Here is a 21,970-nt window from a genome sequence, read left to right on the forward strand (position 1 = left end):
GAAACTCGGAAATAATCTCTACCTTTGCATTACCAAAAATAGAAGGCATGAAACTGGTCGTTATGACTGATTCCACTTTTTTCGTGGAAGAAGATAAGATACTGTGTGCACTCTTCGAGGAGGGACTTGACAATCTCCATATCTCGAAGGCCGATGATTCTCCCCTCTATTTTGAACGTCTTCTCTCCTTGATTCCCAAGGCATACCGCCCATATATCACTATACATCAGCAGTTTCGTCTGAAGGACGAATATGCCCTGTCGGGTATCCATCTCGACAGGGCAGGGGATGCTGTTCCGCCCTATTATCGCGGCCGCATCGGGCGAACTTGCTCCAATCCCGTCTTGTTGAGAGAGATGAAGCGGAAGTCCGACTATGTAATTCTTGACGGCATAGGAGTGCAGGACGGTGTCGGCGGTCCGGGAATCTCCGATTACGAACTGGAGGAAATACGCCGTCAGAAACTCTTGGGCCGCCATGTCTATGCGATGGGTCGCATTGGTCTGGACGACATTCCGCTGCTGCGTAAGATGGGATTTGGGGGAATCGTAGTCCGGGACGAGCTTTGGGAAAAGTTTGATGTCCATTCCGACTTCGATTTCAAGCGTCTCATAGCCTACTATCGCCAACTAAAAACCTATCTGGAATAAAATACAAACAACTTCTATATAACAAACAAGAAACATGAGTGAAAATAATTCTTTTCTGGTATTCTCGGGAACGAAGACGAGATACCTTGCAGAAAAAATCTGTGCAAGTTTAGGATGCCCGTTGGGAAATTTGGTGATGACCCGTTTTTCTGACGGTGAATTTGTTGTCTCTTACGAGCAGAGCATCCGTGGAAAGGATGTGTTCCTCGTGCAGAGTACCTTCCCAAACTCTGACAATCTGATGGAGCTGCTCCTGATGATTGATGCTGCCAAGCGTGCCTCTGCACGTAACATCATCGCCGTTATACCGTATTTCGGATGGGCGCGTCAGGACCGAAAGGACAAGCCACGTGTGAGCATCGGTGCCAAGTTGGTTGCCGACTTGTTGAGCGTCGCAGGAGTGAACCGTATTATCACCATGGACTTGCATGCAGACCAGATTCAGGGCTTCTTCGACGTGCCCGTCGACCATCTCTATGCAAGCGGTGTCCTGTTGCCTTATCTCCAAAGCCTTCGTCTGGAAGATATGGTTATAGCCAGTCCGGACGTCGGTGGCTCCAAGCGTGCCAATACATACGCCAAATATCTGGGCTGTCCGCTCGTGCTCTGCAACAAGACCCGCGCACGTGCCAACGTCGTTGGGAGCATGCAGATTATCGGTGATGTAAAGGACAAGAACGTTGTCATAGTAGACGATATGGTTGATACGGCAGGTACTATTACCAAGGCTGCCGACATCATGAAGGAAGCCGGGGCAAAGAGTGTACGTGCCTGTGCATCCCATTGTGTGATGAGCGGCCCTGCTACCGAGCGTGTTGAGGCTTCGGCATTGGAAGAGATTGTCTTCACCGACTCTATTCCGTACACCGACCGCTGCTCTAAGCTGAAGCAGGTTTCCGTTGCCGACATGCTTGCTGAGACGATACAGCGTGTCATCAACAATGAGAGTATCTCCAATCAGTACCTTGTTTAGAATATAGCAAGTCTTATATTATTGAATGAGAGTGTCCGTCGGGATGCTCTCATTTGTTATATGGAAGTTCTGAAACATTCACACGGAAAGATTTGGAAAAGTTCTTACATCGGGAGAATCTACCCTGCCTGAAAGAGTAAATTGTCTTGGTTCTTATGTGCTTTCGTAATAGTCTGTCGGAGAGTGCGTTACGGAGGATGTCCGAGTGTGTTGGATTAAGACGGTCAAAGTGGCTTTTCCGTATAGTGGAAAAGGCTTCCCGACTGACTGAAAGTGCCACTTTCGGCCAGTCGGGAAGCCTTTATGATGATAGGATTATATCTTGTTTCTGAAAAGATATTACAATCTCTTATTCTTTAACGATGCTCATCAGTTCGTCGGGAGTAACCATTGACTGCTCGCCCGTTACCATATTCTTCAGCGTAACCTTTCCTTCGGCCATCTCGTTGTCGCCTGCCAAAACGACGAACGGGATGTTCTTGGCATTGGCATAAGTCATCTGCTTCTTCATCTTTGCCTTGTCCGGGTAGACCTCGGTGCGGATTTCGGCTGTGCGCAGTCGGGCAGCGATGGGCAGGCAGTAGGCTGTCTCCTTATCGCCAAAGTTGATGAAGAGCACTTTGGTAGCGTCGATGCTGTCCTTGGGGTAGAGGTCGAGTGTGTTGAGGACGTCGTAAATGCGGTCTGCACCGAAGCTGATGCCGACGCCCGACAATCCGGGGAGTCCGAAGATACCCGTCAGATTGTCGTAGCGGCCACCCCCCGTGATGGAGCCTATCTGCGTGTCGAGTGCCTTTACCTCGAAGATGGCCCCCGTGTAATAGTTGAGTCCGCGCGCCAGAGTAAGGTCCAGCTGTATCTCGTTCTTCAGCCTGTCTGCTTCAGCGTGTCGAGGATGAAGCGCAGTTCTTCCACTCCCTTCAGGCCCACTTCGCTGTCTTTCAGCACCTCTGCGATGGTTGCCAGCTTGTCGTCGTTGGTTCCCTCGAGCTTGATGATGGGCTGGAGCTTCTCGATGGCCTCCTCTGCGATTCCGTTTTCGCGGAGTTCGGCGTTTACATTGTCCAGTCCTGTCTTGTCGAGCTTGTCGATTGCTACGGTGATGTCGATAATCTTGTCCTGTTCGCCTATTACCTCTGCGATGCCGCTCAGTATCTTCCGGTTGTTTATCTTTATCTGGATGCGGATTCCAAACTTCGTAAACACGGTGTCGATAATCTGCATCAGTTCCACCTCGTTGAGGAGAGAGTCCGACCCGACGACGTCGGCATCGCACTGATAGAACTCACGGTAGCGTCCCTTCTGCGGACGGTCGGCACGCCATACGGGCTGTATCTGGTAGCGTTTGAAAGGCATCTGAAGTTCCTCGCGGTGCATGACGACGTACCGGGCAAAGGGAACGGTCAGGTCGTAGCGGAGACCTTTCTCGCATAGTTTTGTCTGTAGCTTCAGTGGGTTGCGGTCTTTCAGCTCTTCGTCCGGGACAGATTTCAGGTAGTCTCCGGAGTTCAGAATCTTGAACAGCAGCTTGTCGCCTTCTTCGCCGTACTTTCCCATCAGTGTCTGAAGGGTTTCCATGGCAGGAGTTTCTATCTGACGGAAGCCGTAAAGCGCGTAGACACTCTTGATGGTATCGAATATGTAGTTTCTCTTTGCCATCTCTTCGGGGCCGAAGTCTCTCGTTCCCTTGGGGATGGATGGTTTGTTTGCCATAATCAGTTTGTTTATATTATTTTCTTATGATGGTCTGGTCGCGGTCTGGCCCGATGGAGATGATGCCGATGCGGGTTTCGAGGAAGTCTTCGAGAAACCTCACGTAGTCGTTAAATTCGGCAGGGAACTGGTCTTCGGAAGTAAACTTCGTCATATCCGTATGCCATCCCTTGAACTCCCTGTAAACGGGCTTCACACCGTCAATTTCGTAAGGCAGGTCTTCCGTTATCGTGCCGTCGGGCAATTCGTATGCCACGCAGGCCTTTACAATGTCAAAGTCGTCGAGTACGTCGCTTTTCATCATGATAAGCTCTGTTACCCCGTTCACCATGACAGAGTAGCGCAGCTGTATGAGGTCTATCCATCCGCAACGCCGCTCGCGGCCCGTAACGGCCCCGTACTCGTGGCCTAAGTCGCGGATGCGCTGGCCTGTCTCGTCAAATAGTTCTGTCGGGAAGGGGCCGGCTCCTACACGTGTGCAGTAGGCCTTCATGATTCCGTAGACATTGCCTATTTTGTTCGGACCAATTCCCAATCCAGTGCAGGCACCGGCACAGATGGTGTTGGAGGAGGTAACGAAGGGATAGGAGCCGAAGTCTACGTCCAGCATCGTCCCCTGAGCACCCTCGCAGAGTATGTCGTTTCCTTCACGGAGGATGTGGTTGATTTCGTGTTCGGAGTCGACAAACTTGAAGTTTTTCATATAGCAATGCCTTCCATCCAAAGTTTCTCCGTCTCTTCAAAACCGTCAAAGTCTGTCCATCCCAGTGCTTTGAGCATTTGCAGATGACGCTCTTTGTGCTGTCTGTACTTCTCGCCGAAGTTGTCCAAAATGTCGCCGACGCGGAGACCGTTGCGGCTGGTCTTGTCGGTGTAGGTCGGACCGATGCCCTTTCCTGTCGTTCCCACCTTGTCCTTGCCCTTTGCTGCTTCGTAGGCGCGGTCGAGAATACGGTGGGTGGGCATTATCAGATGTGCTTTCTTGGAGATATGCAGACGCTCCATCAGCGGATGGCCGCTCTTCTCCAGATTCTTTGCCTCGGCCATGAAGAGGTCTGGAGCCAGCACGACGCCATTGCCGATGATGTTTACCTTTCCGCCCTGAAAGATGCCGGAAGGTATTGAACGTAGCACATACTTCTGTCCTTCAAACTCAAGTGTATGTCCGGCATTGGGACCACCCTGAAATCGAGCCACTACGTCGTAGCGTGGAGTCAGTACGTCTACTACCTTGCCTTTGCCCTCGTCGCCCCACTGGAGTCCTAAAAGGACATCAACTTTACCTGTTTTCATCTGTTTTATTTTGTTTCTGTTGCTTTAGCTTGTTGCGCTGCCGGGAGATTGATGCTTGGCAGCTTGAGCACACGCCATAGATGTATAATGAGAAGCCGTCTTTCCTAAAACGTTTGCATTTCGTTTCTTCAATGGCATGTAGAATTTCTTCTGAATAGATTCCCGTTACCGTGCCGCATACCGTACAAATCTGATGGATGTGGTCGCCGTTGGCGTAGCAGGCCTCGTACTTGGTTTGCCCGATGAATCGGTGGCGTACTACCAGCCGCAGTTCTATGAAGAGCTTCATGGCGTTGTAGAGGGTTGCGCGTGAGACACGGAAGTTCTGGCTTTCCAATAATTTCTCTAACTCGTCTAAGGTGAAGTGTCCTGTCAGGTCGTAGACAGCATCAAGAATGGCAAAACGCTCTGTCGTCTTGCGATGATTGTTTATCTCCAAATAGCTGTTGAGGATTTCCCTAACCTTTTTTTTTACGTTCTCCTTAGACACTACTAACTATTTTAGTTTGTACAAAGTTACCACTTTTTGGGCATATACTGATATTAGCGTATTGAAAAAAAGTTAAAACTGGAGCGTCGCATCGGCCTCTTCCTGCTGCAGTTTGGGCAGATTCTCATTCAGGAAATAAAGGCATTGCGCCTTATTGTAGGAGCAATGCCTCTATGGATATGGCATGAGGGCCGTGAAGTTTACGGAACTTCTAAAGTATGTTCAGCTTTGCCAATGCTTTCCTTGCCATGGTTTCGTACTCTTCTCCCATGTCGCAGAATCTCATAAGGCTGCTGTATGCCGCATGTTTTACAGCTATATTGTTGCCTTCGAGCGTACATTGTACTTGGTCGAGAAACTCGTTGATGCCGCGTTCGTTGGGTTCTCTTCTGTCGGAAAAGAGACAGGCGAGCAGCTGGAAACCGCATATCTGGTACAGAGACTTGTCGGAAGCCACGTATTCGTAGGCAAGCGCAGGTGCAAACTCCAAATGCCGGAAGACGTTGAAAGCCAAAAGCTCTGCCATTTCCTGTGTCGTAGCCTGTTCCATCCAGAGGTCGGCAACCTCCTGAAGCAGCTTCTCGGCAGGGACAATGTAGGTTGCCAGTATCTTACATTCTCTGATATTCTCTTTCCAAAGTTCAATGGCGAGGTCGTAGTTCTTGCCATATTCTTTTGCCATTTCCTTCAGCTCGGGCAGCGGTACTCCCCAGTTCAGCTTGTAGTCTATCCCTTTCTGCCGCATGGACTGGGAGGTTACTCCGTTCATGCTCAAACGAAAGGACTGTTTGATTTTCCTGATTGTCTCTTTTGTTTCTTCTGTCATAGCGTTCCGTATTCTTGAGAATATCTCAGCATCTGGTGTTCGTAGCTCTCTGTATAGTCGGGGATGATGTCTGCCACCTGTCCTTTTGTGCCGTAGACAACGGTCAGGCGTGGATTGATAAATCCCTTGTAGGGCGCAATGCCCAGCTCCCTATAACGCTCCAGAATCTCGGTATGGAGCATCGGGTCTATTTGTATGCCGTATTTTTCTACCAACATTCTGGCTGCCTCGAAGTCGCCTTCGCTCTTGATGCGCTGTATTTCGGCAAGTTCCTGTGCGAAGATGGTGCGGAGAGCAGCGTAATCATTGATGCGGACAAATGTCTTAGACTTGCCCGAAGAGTCGGTGTGGCTGACCAGTTCCACGACGTTGGCATCCTTGCCGAGGTCGAACGCCCAACGTGCGATGAGTGCCCTGTTCTGCATGTGCGACTCTTCTATCAGCTTGCCCGGCTCTATCCGCACCATCTGTGTGAGAAGTCCGTTCATCATATAGGTGTAGTATTGCGCCTTGTAAGCCTCGGCATTGTCGAGAAGTCCAAGCTCCAGTAGTCGGGAGTCGGCCATATAATAAAGTCCGAAGAGGTCGGCACGTGCTTCTTCTATCGTGTTGCCGTAGTTTTTCAGTGCGTCTGACGATACGCCCGGCAACAGACGGCCGCTCCCGTGCCCCAGACACTCGTGCAAATCGGTATGCAAGTCGTCGGTCTTGTCGCCATACCGGTCTATCAGGGAGATGGTTTCCCTGTCAATGACAAACTCTTCGCGGAATCCGTTTCCCTTGGCAGCCTTGCTGTAGGCACGTGTCAGATTGGAGATGGTTACGCTCTTTGACCCGTGCTCGGCCCGTATCCAGTCAGCATTGGGCAGGTTGATGCCTATGGCGGAAGAGGGATATTCGTCTCCACCCAGCATAGCGGCACAAATGACATTTGCCGTTACTCCTTTTACAATGGGCTTGCGGAAACGTGAATCGACGGGCGAGTGGTCTTCGAACCACTGTGCATTGCCTGAAATGATTTGAGTTCGGCGCGTGGCCTCCAAGTCCTTGTACTCTACAATTCCCTCCCAAGAGCCTTTAAGTCCCAACGGGTCGCCGTAAACCTCGATGAATCCGTTGAGAAAGTCTACGCGCCCGTCCTGTTCTTTCAGCCATTCTATCGAATAATTGTCGAAAACAGAAAGGTCGCCTGTCTTGTAATAGTCTGTCAGCAGGCGGATGACCTTGGCCTGTTGTTCGTTTTCCGTGTAGGGAATGGCTTTCTCCAGCCATTCCGTTATCTTGTCTATGGCTGCTCCGTACTTGCCGCCGCTGCGCCATACCTCTTCTTCTATCTTGCCGTCTGTTTTCACCAATGTGGAATTTAAGCCGTAGGAAACTGGGCGGTCGGCGTTTCCCGTGGCTTTCAGATGCTCATAGAATTGTTCGACTTCAGCCTGACTGACTCCCTCGTAATAGTTACAGGCAGAGGTAAGAATAATGTCTTCTTCCGCGGCCTTGTTAACTCTTTTGGGCAATAAGTCTGGATTGAAGATGACAGGACAAATAGTTTGCAAGAGTGTATCGATGCTTCCTTCTTCCGATAGTCCTATTGATTGATAGTCAGAGTGCTGCAACGCTTCCCTCAAGAAAGACTCGGAGAATGTCGGGATAAACTTGTCGCATCCGTAGTGGTGGTAGATTCCGTTGGAGAACCAGACCCGCTTCAGGTATTCTGTCAGTCCGCTGAAGTCCTTGCTGTTTCGGTCTCCGCGATAGGAAGTATAGATACACTCCAGTGCCTTTCGTATTCTTAGGTTGTATTTGCCGAACTGGTCGAACGTGATGTCGCGTCCGTAAAGTGTTGCCTTGGCCAGACAATAAATGAGCGTCTTCTGTTTCAGTGTCAGCTCTTCGAACCCTTCAAGGCGGTACCGAAGCATCTGCACATCAGCGAAACGCTCATCTGCATAGTTAAAAATGTTTTCTTTCATCTGCGATATGTTTTTCCCTCTATTTCTTTGTTCTCTTTTTGGCAGTGGAATGTTTGTCGTTTTTCTGTTCTCCTGTAGGCGGTTGGATGGAGTGGCGTATCTTGTATTCGCGTGGAGTGATGCCGTTTATCTTGTAGAAAGACGCATAGAAAGATTGCCGGTTGGCAAATCCGACCATGTCGCTGATGTCTTCCATGTTGAGATCCTGATAGCGTTTGTCTACGAGAAGGGTCATGGCCTCCTCTATCCTGAACTTATTGATAAAGGAGGTGTAGTTAGTATGAAAGCGGACATTGACGACGGCAGAGATGTACCGGGTGTTGGTTCCCAACTCTTCGGCAAGTTGCTTGGCGGAGTAAGTCTTGTCCTTATACTTCTGATGGATGAGTATCTTGTCGAGAATCTTCTCTTTCAGTTCATCCATTAACTGCGGACTGACCAAGCTACGGTATGCAGCGGCCTTTTCTTTCTTCTCGGTAATATTATATTTTGCCATGGGGCGCGATGTTAAAATATTAGCCACTAATGATATATGTTTCTGCAAAAATAAGAGAAATATTTTACATTATCAAGTTTTTTCCTCTATTTTTATGAATATTTTTTATTGTCTTGTCCTGCTGTTATGTCAGCTCTGTTTCTTGGGAAGAAAATACGGAGCAGCTCGGTATGCTATGGCGGAAGCCGAAGTGGGGGAGGAGGCAGGGCGGGTAAAGCCTATGCCGTGGGCCATTGTTTTTGGGGCGCATGGCGAAAGTGCCACTTTCATCATGCGAACAAGCCCGTTTCGCAGCATGAAAACGGCACTTTCGCAGTGTGGAAGGGTATTGTTGGCTGTCTGTTTGTAAGTAGTTGATAATTAAGTTGTTATTATCTGACTTTCTTGATGCTGTGAAATTCTGTCCTAAGGAGGTTTTTCATGGCATCTGAAACAGGATGTATGGACGGGACGGAATAGGGTAGGCTGTTTTCGGGCAGGGGCGGATAAAAAGAATTCCGCACCATTACCAAAAGGGAATGGTGCGGAATTTGGGGATTTGTCTGCTTTTAGTTTGTCGTCGTTTTCTGACTTATGACCCACTCTGTTGTCTTGGCTGTCTGCCGTGAGGGCATGGGCCGTATGGGGAGAAGGTCAGAACTCGTCGTCGTCCGAGACGTCCTCAACCTGTATGTCCAAGTCTTCGGCATCGGTCTCGAAGGTTGTCCGATAGCTCTCCTCTGTCAGTTTGTCGTCGTCGAAAGTGTCATCCTCTTCGTCTATCTCCCTTTCCTCTACGCTGCCCATCATGTCCTCGTTGTCGGCATCGTCTTCGCTGTCAGCGATTCTCTTGGGAGGGAAATCCTCGTCCATGTCAATGGCTGAATGAAGTTCCACTTTCGGCTTAGCCTTGACGAAGATAGCTTCCGTCCATCCTCCTTTTGGGATTTCCAGAACTTCGTATCCGTCGTTGAGTTTCTTGTCGTATAGGCCTCCGGCTTTCTTCAGCCGGTCTGTCGGCAGCGTCGTTGTACTGACATCAAATCCGCTTTGGATAATGTCCTGAATGCTTTGCGGAAGGCTGTCCCATCCTCCGCCGAAGTTCCGGTCGAGTACTTCCACGAGTTTTTGAGCCGAGATGTGATGGATGTTCTCCCACGTAAGGTCGGTGGTGCGGATAATGGACTTCTTCTTGATGGCCCATTTCTTTGTGGTGCCTTCTTCAATGCGTATCTCGCCGACCTTGCATCCGCGTGCCTCATATTTCTTAATCACCTCCGGACGGTCTACTTTCACTTCCTCGATGGTGAACGCGCTTTTCAGTATGTCAAGGTAATGCAGTTCATTGTCTTTCAAGTCTGCATCGCGTTCGGCCTGTGCCCAAAGGCGGAACACGTCGTTTTCCTGAATATCCCAAACGTTGCTCTTAGTCAGAGTCTTTAATGATAGTGCTTGTCCTTGTCGCTTCATATTTGATGTTTTAACTTCTTTCGATAACTGGAACACACCGAGAAATAATCCAAGTATGCGATGCAAAAGTAAATACTAAAACGTAATTTTCCAAACTTTTCGCTGAAAAAATTAGTCAACTGGTTTTTTCTAAAAACAGGGGATGGGATAACAAAATATTTTTACTATCTTTGCAGTATTATTTTAATAATGTATGGGTATGTCCGCGATTCCTGTACTTTGTCATGATGTCAAAATATGGAACCATTAGCTGAAAGGATGAGACCGCGTTCGCTCGACGACTATATCGGTCAGCGGCATTTGGTCGGTGAGGGAGCTATACTGAGGAAGATGATAGACTCCGGCCATATTTCTTCCTTTATCCTCTGGGGTCCGCCGGGGGTGGGAAAGACTACGCTCGCGCAGATTATTGCCCATAAGCTGGAAACGCCCTTCTATACGTTGTCCGCTGTAACCAGTGGCGTCAAGGATGTGAGGGAGGTGATAGAAAGGGCTCGGAGTGGCCGTTTCTTCAATTCGGTCTCGCCTATTTTGTTTATAGACGAGATTCACCGTTTTTCCAAGTCGCAGCAGGATTCCCTGTTGGGGGCTGTCGAAAAGGGAGTGGTAACGCTCGTCGGTGCCACAACGGAGAATCCTTCGTTCGAGGTGATTCGCCCCCTGCTTTCGAGATGTCAGGTTTATGTACTGAAAAGTCTGGAGAAAGAAGACCTGCTCCGCCTACTTCATCAGGCATTGACAAAGGACGTGGAGTTGAAGCAGAGAGATATAAGGCTGACGGAGACGGGAGCCATCCTGCGGTATAGCGGAGGGGATGCGCGTAAGTTGCTGAATATCCTTGAACTGATAGTTGAATCGACCGACGGGGAGGTGGTGGAAATAACGGACGCACTGGTGGAAGCCCGGCTGCAACAGAATCCGTTGGCGTATGACAAGGACGGGGAAATGCACTATGACATCATCTCTGCCTTTATCAAGTCTATCCGCGGAAGCGACCCTGATGCCGCACTCTACTGGATGGCAAGGATGATAGAGGGTGGGGAAGATCCACGGTTTATTGCCAGAAGGGTAGTCATCAGTGCGGCCGAAGATATAGGTCTGGCCAATCCCAATGCGCTTCTGCTGGCCAATGCAGCCTTTGAGGCGATAGAGAAGATAGGGTGGCCGGAAGGCAGAATCCCGTTGGCTGAGGCTGTTGTCTATCTTGCGACTTCGCCGAAGAGCAATTCTGCCTATTTGGGTATTGATGCTGCACTTGCGGAAGTCAGAAAGAGCGGTAATCAGCCCGTGCCGCTGCCTATCAGAAATCGCCCCTACTGCTGATGGCAGAACTGGGCTATGGCGACGGCTACAAGTATCCCCATGACTATCCGGGACATTTCACCGAACAGCAATATTTGCCTGACGCTTTGGTCGGAAAACGCTTTTGGCACGGGCAACACTCCGTGCAGGAAGAAAAAATGTATAACAGGATGCTCCAATGTTGGGGCGAAAGATATAAGGAGAATTGAATATGAAAATCGTTTATTTAGATGGGCGGGCTGCCAATCCCGGCGACATCTCGTGGGAACCCATCCGCCAGTTGGGCGAACTTATAGTTTATGACAATACCGGGGAAGATGAGATAGTCGGGCGTGCCAAGGATGCCGACATCATACTTATCAATAAAATCAATGTTACGGAAGAATTGCTGGTGCAGTTGCCTCGTCTTAAGTATATAGGCGAGATGGCAACGGGCTATAACAACATAGATGTGGAGGCTGCGCGCCGGCGTGGGATAGTCGTTACGAATATTCCGGCATACAGTACGGACAGCGTGGCGCAGTTCGTCTTCGCGCATCTTCTGAACGTGGCTACCCATGTAGACCATTACGCGCGGGAGACCCGGAAGGGCGTATGGAGCGGAAAGCCGCAGTTCTGCTATTGGGACGAGCCTTTGACGGAGCTTGCCGGAAAAACGCTCGGCATAGTCGGACTGGGAAATATCGGCAGACGGGTGGCGGAAATAGGGCACGTACTGGGTATGGACATTTCGGCCTTTACGAGCAAGGGTAGCAGCGAGTTGCCCGAGTGGATAAGGAAAACGACGCTTGACGGTCTTTTCAGTACTGCAAATATCATCTCTCTTCATTGTCCGCTGACAAAGGATACTTATCGCTTTATCAATGCCGGCAGCATCGCCAAGATGCACGACGGCACCATACTCATCAATACAGGGCGGGGCGCACTGATAGACGAGCAGGCGGTTGCCGATGCTTGGCAAATGGGAAGCTGAAGGCCTATTGCGCAGACGTGATGGAAGAGGAGCCGCCAAGAGCTGACAACCAGCTTCTTGCTTTGGATAATGCCTATATCACCCCGCATGTGGCATGGGCGACTACCGAGGCGCGGCAGCGTTGATGGACGTTGCGGTCGAGAATATCAGTGCCTTTATTGAGGGGAAGCCTATCAATGTGGTCGGCTAATGATTGTCTGTATGAATACATTTGCTAATTAGGAAGTCGAGTGAATTACCCAGACCCACAATTGATACATAGCTTTCAGAGTGTGTTGGAGTTTCTTGGAACTTTTGCTTTTGCACTTTCGGGAATCCGGCATGCTTCTGGAAAGCATTTCGACTGGTTTGGCGGATACGTCTGCGGCTTTGCCGTGGCTATCGGCGGAGGTACTATCCGAGACGTTATGTTGGGTGTAACTCCTTTTTGGATGACAAACATCATGTATGTACTTTGTACCGGCATGGCATTGTTTGCGGCTATTCTGTTCCGTAAGTATACGAGAAAACTTGATAATGCGTGGTTTGTCTTTGACACCTTGGGACTTGCCCTCTTTACCATTGCTGGTATTCAGAAGACGGCGGGGCTTGGGCATCCTTTTTGGGTAGCTATTATCATGGGATGTATTACGGGAGTGGCAGGTGGAGTTATCCGAGATGTGCTGCTCAATAATGTACCCGTTATCTTCCATAAGGAAATTTATGCAATGGCAAGCGTTGCCGGAGGAATGCTCTATTGGGGGCTTTTTTGGTTGGATATCAATATGCCGATAGCGGTAATCTCCACTTTCTGCGTTATCTGCCTAATTCGCTTTCTTGCAGTGCGTTATCATATTTCCTTGCCAACTCTTCAGGAAGAGAGGTGAAAAAACTTTCAAAAAAAATGTTGGAAAAGTTTGGCTGTTTCGTCGAAAATGGCTACCTTTGCACTCGCAATGCCGAAAAGAATAATTGCAAAGGCTTAAAGGTTCTGTAGCTCAACTGAATAGAGCATCTGACTACGGATCAGAAGGTTGTGGGTTTGAATCCCGCCAGAATCACAAAAGGAGCTTGACCTATAGTCAAGCTCCTTTTGCGTGCAATGGGTTTTGAATTTTATTTTGCCTGATGGTTATATTTAAGGTGGACGGAAAAAATCTGTGCATTGTCTTCTTTGTCCTGTGCGAGAAATAACATATTTAGATTTTTTCTCTATACTGAAGTCTTTCAGGTGAAGGGTCGGGCAGCCTGATGTTTTCTCCTTTATCTAATGGGGTGGTTGTTTGAGTTTGACGGGTATTTGTTCCATATATGCTTAACAATATTTAAAGAGGTGCTCTTGTGCTTTTCATGGTTTTTTCATACTTTTGCAAGATATTTATGGGAATGGTTACTTGTGCCCATTTATAGCCGAATAAATTAGAAATTATAGATATTTATGAGCAAGCAAACAGAAAAAATCAAGGCACTTGTTGCCAAGCGTGAGGAAGCGCGCTTGGGAGGTGGCGAGAAGGCTATTGAGAAACAGCATGCACGTGGTAAGTATACGGCCCGTGAACGCATTGATATGTTGGTAGACGAGGGTAGCTTTGAGGAGTATGATATGTTTAAGCTCCACCGTTGCCATAACTTCGGTATGGAGAAGAACCAGTATCTTGGCGACGGTGTGGTTGCCGGCTCTGCTACCATTGATGGCCGCCTTGTATATGTATATGCACAGGACTTTACTGTCAACGGAGGTTCTTTGTCTGAAACGATGGCGGAGAAAATCTGTAAGGTAATGGATATGGCAATGACCAACGGTGCTCCTGTTATTTGTATGAACGACTCGGGTGGCGCACGTATTCAGGAAGGTATATCGGCTCTTGCCGGATATGGCGAGATATTCGAGCGCAATATCTTTGCTTCGGGTGTTGTGCCACAGATTTCAGGTATTTTTGGCCCTTGTGCCGGTGGTGCCGTGTATTCTCCAGCTCTGACTGACTTCATCGTGATGAAGGAGGAGACCAGCTATATGTTCCTGACAGGTCCGAAGGTCGTAAAGACCGTAACGGGCGAAGACATAGATGCGGAGCATCTGGGAGGAGCAAGCGTGCACGCCTCAAAGAGCGGCGTAACGAGCTTTACAGCCAAGACAGAGGAAGAGGGACTTGAAATAATCAAGAAGCTCTTGTCGTACATCCCCTCCAATAATCGTGAGGAAGCACCGAGAGTTGAATGTACTGACCCTATCAGCCGTAAGGAAGACCTGCTGAACGAAATCATTCCGGACGATCCGAATCAGGCGTACGATATGTACAAGGTGATAACGGCAGTAACGGATAATGGAGAGTTCTTTGAGGTTCAGCCGAAGTTTGCCAAGAACATTATCACGGGATTTGCACGTTTCAACGGACAGAGCGTAGGTATCGTGGCCAATCAGCCTTCTGCATACGCTGGTGTGCTGGATACTAATGCAAGCCGTAAGGGAGCGCGCTTCGTTCGCTTCTGCGATGCTTTCAACATTCCGATTGTTTCTTTGGTTGACGTGCCGGGATTCTTGCCGGGAACTGGTCAGGAGTACAATGCGGTAATACTGCATGGTGCCCAGCTGCTTTACGCTTATGGTGAGGCAACTGTTCCGAAGATTACCATTACCCTGCGTAAGAGCTATGGCGGCTCCCACATTGTGATGGGCTGTAAGCAGCTTCGTTCCGATCTTAATTTTGCTTGGCCAAGTTCTGAAATTGCCGTTATGGGTGCTTCTGGAGCTGTTGCTATCTTGTGTGGCAAAGAGGCAAAGCAGGTAAAGGAAGCCGGAGGCGATGTGAAGCAGTTCCTTGCCGAGAAGGAAGAGGAATATACGGAGAAGTTTGCCAATCCCTATCAGGCTGCCCAGTTTGGCTACATTGACGATGTAATTGAGCCGCGGAATACACGTTTCCGCATTTGCAGAGGCCTGGCGCAATTGGCCAACAAGAAGCAGTCGCTGCCTGCAAAGAAGCATGGTTGTATGCCAATGTAGAATTATCCAGACGTTCCTGTGCCGGGTGTTCGATGGAACTTACTGCGCAGGAGGGTTCTGAAGGAATACAGACGAATACAAAGAATATGGATAAGAATATATTTGCAGCCATTGCCATGGCTCTTTATGAGTTTGAAGGCAATAATGTTCATGATAATGAATCCGGTATTATCACAATCAGGCCCAAGCAGACATTTTGGAATGCTAAGTTTGAGATTATGACCAAGAAACCATAAGTAAGATGAAGGAATTTAAATATACAATCGGCGGCAAGGAATATAAAGTCGAGATTGGCAACGTCAATGATGAGAACGTTGCAGAAATAAAGGTGAACGGCGAGACTTTCAGTGTACAGCTCGAGAAGCAGGCTGAACCAAAGAAAAAGAAAGTGGAGTTGGGCAAGCCCGTTGAAGCAGCAGAGGAGACTTCGGCAGCTGCCAATATCAATGTCAATAATGCTGTCAAGGCACCGCTGCCGGGTACTATTACCGCTGTTGAGGTAACGGTTGGGCAGGAAGTCAAGGCCGGCGACACGGTTGTCGTGCTTGAGGCTATGAAGATGCAGAACAGCATTGAGGCCGAGAAGGACGGCAAGGTAACGGCTGTTGCCGTAAAGGTGGGGCAGGCTGTCCTTGAGGATGATCCTCTCGTAGTAATTGAATAATAGTCATTCGGATTGCTGTCAGTCTGTCAATTGCTTTAACATTTCGGGAGCTGATAGTCAGTGTGTTGTGGAGGTTGACAGAATGACAGGAAAAATGGAAAAGCAAAAAGGCTGCAATGGAAATTGCAGCCTTTCTTTATAAAGTTTGATGATTCTTATCCATTCATGGATAGGAGAAACTCGTTGTTGTCTTTTGTACGCTCCATGCGGTCGTGGATAGAGTTCATTGCTTCGATAGCGTTCATATCGGCAATGTACTTGCGGAGAATCCACATGCGGTCGAGCGTTGTCTTGTCTTGCAACAGGTCGTCGCGACGCGTGCTTGAGGCAACGAGGTTGACGGCAGGGAATATGCGCTTGTTGCTGAGTGCACGGTCGAGCTGAAGTTCCATGTTGCCTGTGCCCTTGAATTCCTCGAAGATGACCTCGTCCATCTTTGAGCCTGTGTCAATGAGGGCGGTGGCTATGATGGTCAGCGAACCTCCTCCTTCGATGTTGCGTGCTGCACCGAAGAATCTCTTCGGCTTTTGGAGGGCGTTGGCGTCTACACCACCCGTGAGGACTTTGCCCGATGCAGGTGCAACGGTATTGTAGGCGCGTGCCAGACGGGTGATGGAATCAAGGAATATGACCACGTCGTGTCCACACTCTACCATTCTCTTTGCCTTCTCAAGTACGATGCCGGCTATCTTCACGTGGCGTTCTGCCGGCTCGTCGAATGTTGAGGCTATCACTTCGGCGTTGACGGTACGTGCCATGTCGGTAACTTCCTCGGGACGTTCGTCAATGAGCAGCATCATCAGGTATGCCTCAGGATGGTTGGCAGCAATGGCGTTGGCAATGTCTTTCATCAGGATGGTCTTACCCGTCTTGGGCTGGGCGACAATGAGGGCTCGCTGGCCTTTTCCGATAGGCGAAAAGAGATCTACGATGCGAGTGGACAGATTGGTAGTGCGCGGTTCGCCGCAGAGTGAGAATTTTTCGTCTGGAAAGAGTGGGGTGAGATGCTCGAACGGGATACGGTCGCGTACTTCAGACGGCTGTCTGCCGTTTATCTTGTCAATGCTTGTGAGTGGGAAATATTTTTCTCCCTCGTGTGGTGGCCGGACATGGCACTCTACTACATCGCCTGTCTTTAGTCCGTAGTGCTTCACCTGATTGGTGGCGATGTAGACATCGTCGGGCGACGACAAGTAGTTATAGTCGCTGGAGCGGAGGAAACCATAGCCGTCGGGCATTACCTCAAGTACTCCATTGGCTGTGATAATGTCGGAAAAGTCGTACTTGGGCGTGCTGGTTGCCTGCTCCTGTGCCTGATAGTTCGGCTGCTGGAGCTGCATCATCGGCAGGGTGGGGCGGTCGAACATGTCGTAGCTGGGCAATGCTCCCTGATCCTCGATGGGTATGTCTACCACGGGAATGAAGTCGGTACCGTCTCCGGGGTCGCCTGTCCAAACTCCGTCGGCAATGGCCTGACGGTTTTCCTCTGCATTTTCGTTGTGTGCATTGACCTTGGCCTGCAGCTGTGCGATGAGATTGTTTTCGGGCTTGTCGTATTCGCCCTCGGTGGCGAACTGGGCTTCGGGGATGAAGTCTGGAGTCTCGTTGTTCTCGGTGGGTGCAGGCTCTGGATTGGGCTGTATAGTTGTTTCCTCTACTGTGTTCTGTTCCATTTGCATGTTGCGCTCTTTTAGGGCAGCCTCAGCTGCTGCAATGGCTTCAAGTTCGGCTTTCGATTTGCGCCCACGGTGTTTCGGCATGGATGCGAGAAACTCCTCGGGGTTGGTAGATGGTTCGATTGGCTGTTCGGGCAGTTCCTTGAAGAGTGATGGTTGCGGAACCCCTGCCGGTTTGTTTTTCTGTACGTCGAAGTTTTCTCCTTCCTTGCCGTGTACGGAATATACGTGGTCAGTGTCTTTTCTTGAAATTCGTGTGCGCTTGCGCTTTGTGCCTAACGGATGCGTAACTCCGGCATCAACCGCCTGACGGTCGAGAATGGCATAGATAATAGAATCCTTGTCGTCGCCCGACTTAAATTCGGCTTCAATTTCAGTTGCGATATTTTCCAATTCGGAAATATCCTTGTCTAATAATTCTTCTTTGCTGAACATATATTGATATGTAGAAAATTGTTTTTGTGGAGTTGTGTTTCGCGGAACGGAAACACAGGGAATGTCTAAAAACGCTGCAAAGGTAATGTTTTTTTTTCTATTGACAAAGAACTTGCTTTCTTTTTTATAGCAGTAGAATGGGGAAAGTACGGGTTGCAGTTTCTGATTTTCGGGCATAGCCTGCTTGGACTTTCGGAAGTCCGTGCCCGACAGGATAATATGTGGACGAAGAAGCCTTGCCCTCTATTCAAGTTCGGAAAGTTCCAACCATCGTATTTCCTTCTCGTCAAGCTCGTCCTTCAGCTGTGGCAGGAGCTTGCTCTTTTCGGTCAGTTGGTCTATGGAGAGGCTGCCCGAGCAGAGTTGGGTCTCTATCTCGCTGATTTGCTTTTCGAGACGTTCTATGTCGCTGGAAAGCTGTTCATATTCTCGCTTTTCCTTGTAGCTCATCTTGCGGCGGCTGTCGTGCCGGTAGTCTTTGGATTCGGCCTTGGGCTTGTCTTTCTGTTTCGGTGCGTTCTGTTCCTCCTCCTTCGCCTTGAGCGACTGAAAGGCGCGGTACTGTGTATAGTTCCCGGGGAAGTCCTTTATCTCGCCCTCGCCTTTGAAGACGAGGAGGTGGTCAACCACCTTGTCCATGAAATAGCGGTCGTGAGAGACGACGATGACACAGCCGGGGAAGTCTTGCAGGTATTCTTCCAGAATTTGAAGCGTCTGGATGTCAAGGTCGTTGGTAGGCTCGTCGAGTACGAGGAAGTTGGGGTTCTGCATCAGAACGGTGCAGAGGTATAGCTTGCGTTTCTCGCCTCCCGATAGCTTGTAGACGTAGTTGTGCTGCTCTTCGGGGGAGAAGAGAAAGTGATTGAGAAACTGCGAAGCCGAGAGATGACGGCCACCGCCGAGGTCGATGTAGTCGCAATGTCGGTGATGATGTCAATCACCTTCTGGTCTTCGCGGAACTTCAGCCCCTCTTGCGAGAAATAGCCGAAGCGGACAGTCTCACCTATATCGAACCTGCCGCTGTCGGGACTTGCCAGTCCGAGGAGCATCTTGATGAAGGTGGACTTCCCCGTACCGTTATTTCCCACGATACCCATCTTCTCGAAGCGTGCGAAGTTGTAGTAGAAGTCTTTCAGGATGACTTTGTCGTCGAAGGCCTTGGAGATATACTGACACTCGAATATCTTGCTGCCGATGTACACGTTGGATGATTTCAGCCTTACCTGCCGTTCCTCAATGCGCTGCTTAGCCTTGGACTCGAGTTCGTAGAAGGCGTCTTCACGGTATTTCGCCTTGTGTCCGCGTGCCTGCGGCATCCTGCGCATCCATTCCAACTCCGTCCTGTACAGGTTGTTGGCCCGGGCAATCTCGGCTCGCGTATTGTCGATACGTTCCTGCCGCTTCTCCAAGTAGTAGGAATAGTTGCCGCGATAGGTGTAGACGGTGTGGTCGTCAAGTTCGAGGATAAGGTTGCATACGTGGTCGAGGAAGTAGCGGTCGTGCGTTACCATGAGCAGCGTCTTGTTGCCCCGGGAGAGGAATCCCTCAAGCCACTCTATCATTTCGAGGTCGAGGTGGTTGGTCGGCTCGTCGAGAATGAGGAAGTCGGGCTCCAGTATCAGGGTGTTGGCGAGTGCCACGCGCTTCTGCTGACCTCCGCTAAGCTGTCCCATCGGCTGGTTGAGGTCATAGAGTTTCAGCATGGTGAGTATCTGCTTTGCCTTCAGCACCTTCTCCGGGTCGCCCTCATGGTTGAAGCAGGCATCGAGGATGCTCTCCTCCGGGTCGAACTTCGGACTCTGTTCCAAGCATGCCACGCGCAGGTCGTTGCGGTAGATGATGGAGCCAGAGTCGTAACCTTCCTTGCCGGTCAGTATGGAGAGGAGGGTCGACTTTCCCGTTCCGTTCTGGGCAATCAGCCCAACCTTCTGTCCTTCGGCAATGGAGAAGGATATGTCCTTGAACAGAATCTGTGCGCCGAAGCTCTTGGTCAGTTTCTGAACGTCAAGATAGGGAATCTGTGCCATCGTTTGTCTCGTCGTTTGTTACGGGTCCTGCTTCGTGTTCATTTTCCTCATACGGTTCGTCTTCACCGTTCAGCGAGCGGTTGATTTGCTCTATGTAGTCGAGCACTTCGTCGCGTCCCTGCTTCTTTTCTGCGGAGGTGATGAAGTAGGGCGGCAGCTCTTCCCATCGGTCTTTGAGGCGTTCATCCACTCGTAGGCGTTGTTCTTGGCCTTGCCGGGAGTCAGCTTGTCGGCTTTGGTGAATATAATGGAGAACGGCACGTTGCTTTCGCCCAGCCAGTCTACGAACTCGCGGTCTATCTTCTGCTGCTCGTGGCGGATGTCGATGAGCACAAACACGTTGATGAGCTGCTTGCGTTGCAGAATGTACTGGGCTATCATCTGTTCGAGCTTGTTGCGGACGGTCTTGGAGTTTTTGGCATAGCCGTAGCCCGGAAGGTCTACCACGTACCATTCGTTGTTGATGATGAAATGGTTGATAAGCAATGTCTTACCCGGCTTGGCCGATGTCTTCGCCAATCCTTTGTGGTTGCAGAGCATGTTGATGAGGCTCGACTTGCCCACGTTTGACCGTCCGATGAAGGCGTATTCGGGCTTATTGTCGACAGGGCATTTCTGCACATGGGGCGCAGAAATGCAAAACTCGGATTTCTTTATAATCATATTTCTTGTATCTTGGAGGTTCTGCAAGTCAGGGGGATGGGGTGTTTCCGGCAATTGCCGGGCGCATCAAGGGGTGAAAGCATTTTCTATCCGTCATTCGGGAAAGCGCGATTCGTCGTCGCTTCAGCAAGTCATTCTGCCCCCATGACTATAAATTGATAATTAGAATATATTTTCTGCAAAGTTACGAAAAACTTAAAAGGTATGGCTTGAGAGTTGGGATAAATTTAGTATTTTTGCAGAAATATCGCCCGAACTCTGTGAAGAAGAAGGGTATTTATGGCGATAGTATTAGATAAACATAAAGGAAATGAAGCAAATAAGTTGGGGATTCATCGGCTGTGGTGAGGTTACGGAGTTGAAGTCGGGGCCGGCTTTCAACGAGATACCCGGCTCGCACGTTGAGGCGGTCTTCAGCCGCAGTGGGGAGAAGGCGCGTTCCTATGCCGAACGCCACGGCATAAAAAGATGGTATGCCGATGCACAGGAGCTGGTGGACGACCCGAATGTAAACGCTATATATATCGCCACGCCGCCTGCCTCACACGCTACCTTTGCCATCATGGCACTGCGTGCAGGCAAGCCCTGCTACATAGAGAAGCCCTTGGCTGCCTCGTATGAGGACTGTGTGCGCATCAACCGCATTGCCGAACAGACGGGCGTGCCCTGTTTTGTGGCCTATTACCGCCGCTACCTGCCTTATTTTAATAAGGTGAAGGAGCTGATAGAGAAAGATGCTATAGGTAAGGTGCTTACGGTGCAGGTGCGCTTTGCCGTTCCGCCGAGGGACTTGGACTTTCATCAGAACGAGCAGCTGCCGTGGCGATTGCAGTCAAACATCTCGGGCGGTGGCTATTTCTACGATTTGGCTCCCCATCAGCTGGACTTGCTCCAGAGCTTCTTCGGTGTCATAGTCAAGGCGCACGGATACACCTCCAACCGTGCAGGACTCTACAATGTGGAAGATACGGTGAACGCGGTGTTCAGCTTCGAGAACGGGATAAGCGGAAGCGGCTCTTGGTGCTTTGCCGCCCACGAGAGTGCACGCGAGGACCGGATAGAGATATTCGGGACGAAAGGTCGGTTGGCATTTTCAGTCTATACATACAACCCCATCCATCTCTATACGAGTGAGGGGCTGAAGAATATCGAGGTGCTCAATCCGCCACATGTTCAGCTACCCATCATCAAGTCGGTCATCGAAGACCTGCAAGGATTCGGATTGTGCGATTGTACGAGTATCAGCGCCACTCCGACCAACTGGGTGATGGACAGAATCTTGGGGAAAATATAGTCCTGCCGGACGATGCCATTGTCCCGGCAAGACGAAAGTGCCACTTTGGCATGGTGAAAACGGCACTTTCACCGAACGAAAGTGCCGTTT

13 protein-coding genes, 1 tRNA gene and 6 pseudogenes are annotated in these 21,970 nt (G+C 49.8%); 10 read left to right on the forward strand and 10 right to left on the reverse strand.

The genetic code is table 11. The features are described from left to right. Nucleotides 1-47: 47 nt before the first annotated feature. Both JCM15908_RS09460 and JCM15908_RS09465 read left to right on the forward strand, forming a co-directional pair. Nucleotides 48-650: a thiamine-phosphate pyrophosphorylase gene (locus JCM15908_RS09460; protein ID WP_025003154.1), complete on the forward strand. Its 603-nt coding sequence runs from the start codon at nucleotides 48-50 to the stop codon at nucleotides 648-650. Nucleotides 651-684: 34 nt separating this feature from the next. After that, nucleotides 685-1,623 carry a ribose-phosphate pyrophosphokinase gene (locus tag JCM15908_RS09465; protein WP_025003155.1) on the forward strand — a complete coding sequence of 313 codons (939 nt, stop codon included), beginning with the start codon at nucleotides 685-687 and terminating at the stop codon, nucleotides 1,621-1,623. Nucleotides 1,624-1,972: 349 nt separating this feature from the next. On the opposite strand, the pseudogene hisS reads toward JCM15908_RS09465, so the two are convergent. From hisS to JCM15908_RS09505, 7 genes and pseudogenes are all read right to left on the reverse strand, one after another. After that, nucleotides 1,973-3,336 (reverse strand): annotated as a pseudogene (hisS, locus tag JCM15908_RS13495) (histidine--tRNA ligase). 16 nt (nucleotides 3,337-3,352) lie between these two features. Continuing rightward, a pseudogene (locus JCM15908_RS13500) lies at nucleotides 3,353-4,629 on the reverse strand (adenylosuccinate synthase). Further along, nucleotides 4,616-5,119 (reverse strand): Fur family transcriptional regulator, encoded by a 504-nt coding sequence (locus tag JCM15908_RS09480; RefSeq protein WP_025003156.1) that lies wholly within the window; start codon nucleotides 5,117-5,119, stop codon nucleotides 4,616-4,618. The pseudogene JCM15908_RS13500 and the gene JCM15908_RS09480 overlap by 14 nt, the downstream one beginning before the upstream one ends. 211 nt (nucleotides 5,120-5,330) lie before the next feature. Next, nucleotides 5,331-5,945 (reverse strand): DNA alkylation repair protein, encoded by a 615-nt coding sequence (locus tag JCM15908_RS09485; RefSeq protein WP_025003157.1) that lies wholly within the window; start codon nucleotides 5,943-5,945, stop codon nucleotides 5,331-5,333. Then, nucleotides 5,942-7,918: a dipeptidyl-peptidase 3 family protein gene (locus JCM15908_RS09490; protein WP_036893103.1), complete on the reverse strand. Its 1,977-nt coding sequence runs from the start codon at nucleotides 7,916-7,918 to the stop codon at nucleotides 5,942-5,944. Before JCM15908_RS09490 ends, JCM15908_RS09485 begins: the two co-directional genes overlap by 4 nt. A gap of 19 nt (nucleotides 7,919-7,937) precedes the next feature. Beyond that, a complete protein-coding gene (locus JCM15908_RS09495) occupies nucleotides 7,938-8,414 on the reverse strand; it encodes a helix-turn-helix domain-containing protein (protein WP_025003159.1) in 477 nt (158 codons plus the stop codon). A gap of 633 nt (nucleotides 8,415-9,047) precedes the next feature. Further along, nucleotides 9,048-9,863: a hypothetical protein gene (locus JCM15908_RS09505; protein WP_025003161.1), complete on the reverse strand. Its 816-nt coding sequence runs from the start codon at nucleotides 9,861-9,863 to the stop codon at nucleotides 9,048-9,050. Between the two features lie 237 nt (nucleotides 9,864-10,100). On the opposite strand from JCM15908_RS09505, the pseudogene JCM15908_RS13505 reads away from it, so the two are divergent. The 7 genes and pseudogenes from JCM15908_RS13505 (at nucleotide 10,101) to JCM15908_RS09540 (ending at nucleotide 15,785) form a co-directional block, all read left to right on the forward strand. Next, nucleotides 10,101-11,374, forward strand: a pseudogene (locus tag JCM15908_RS13505) (replication-associated recombination protein A). A 2-nt stretch (nucleotides 11,375-11,376) separates the two neighbouring features. Then, nucleotides 11,377-12,328 (forward strand): annotated as a pseudogene (locus JCM15908_RS13510) (D-2-hydroxyacid dehydrogenase). Between the two features lie 40 nt (nucleotides 12,329-12,368). Further along, nucleotides 12,369-13,004 (forward strand): trimeric intracellular cation channel family protein, encoded by a 636-nt coding sequence (locus JCM15908_RS09520; RefSeq protein ID WP_025003162.1) that lies wholly within the window; start codon nucleotides 12,369-12,371, stop codon nucleotides 13,002-13,004. Between the two features lie 100 nt (nucleotides 13,005-13,104). After that, nucleotides 13,105-13,178: transfer RNA gene (locus JCM15908_RS09525), tRNA-Arg, on the forward strand. Between the two features lie 377 nt (nucleotides 13,179-13,555). After that, complete coding sequence (locus tag JCM15908_RS09530; protein ID WP_025003163.1) at nucleotides 13,556-15,121, forward strand: acyl-CoA carboxylase subunit beta; 1,566 nt, start codon at nucleotides 13,556-13,558, stop codon at nucleotides 15,119-15,121. A gap of 86 nt (nucleotides 15,122-15,207) precedes the next feature. Continuing rightward, nucleotides 15,208-15,357, forward strand: a complete 150-nt coding sequence (locus JCM15908_RS14910) for a hypothetical protein (RefSeq protein WP_199897211.1) — start codon at nucleotides 15,208-15,210, stop codon at nucleotides 15,355-15,357. 5 nt (nucleotides 15,358-15,362) lie between these two features. Then, on the forward strand, nucleotides 15,363-15,785 hold the full coding sequence (locus JCM15908_RS09540; protein WP_025003164.1) for a biotin/lipoyl-containing protein: 423 nt from the start codon (nucleotides 15,363-15,365) through the stop codon (nucleotides 15,783-15,785). 155 nt (nucleotides 15,786-15,940) lie between these two features. Here the strand turns inward: JCM15908_RS09540 and rho are convergent, their stop codons facing one another. The 3 genes and pseudogenes from rho to yihA all read right to left on the reverse strand — a co-directional run bounded on the left by rho (nucleotide 15,941) and on the right by yihA (nucleotide 20,586). Then, nucleotides 15,941-17,896, reverse strand: a complete 1,956-nt coding sequence (gene rho, locus JCM15908_RS09545) for a transcription termination factor Rho (RefSeq protein ID WP_025003165.1) — start codon at nucleotides 17,894-17,896, stop codon at nucleotides 15,941-15,943. A 243-nt stretch (nucleotides 17,897-18,139) separates the two neighbouring features. Further along, nucleotides 18,140-19,923: pseudogene (abc-f, locus tag JCM15908_RS13520) on the reverse strand (ribosomal protection-like ABC-F family protein). Continuing rightward, nucleotides 19,901-20,586, reverse strand: a pseudogene (gene yihA / locus JCM15908_RS13525) (ribosome biogenesis GTP-binding protein YihA/YsxC). Before yihA ends, abc-f begins: the two co-directional pseudogenes overlap by 23 nt. Before the next feature lie 310 nt (nucleotides 20,587-20,896). Here yihA and JCM15908_RS09560 point away from each other — a divergent pair. Further along, a complete protein-coding gene (locus JCM15908_RS09560; protein ID WP_025003166.1) occupies nucleotides 20,897-21,880 on the forward strand; it encodes a Gfo/Idh/MocA family protein in 984 nt (327 codons plus the stop codon). The last annotated feature ends 90 nt before the right edge of the window (nucleotides 21,881-21,970 follow it).

This window comes from Prevotella dentasini JCM 15908, from assembly GCF_000614065.1.
GTDB lineage: Bacteria > Bacteroidota > Bacteroidia > Bacteroidales > Bacteroidaceae > Prevotella > Prevotella dentasini.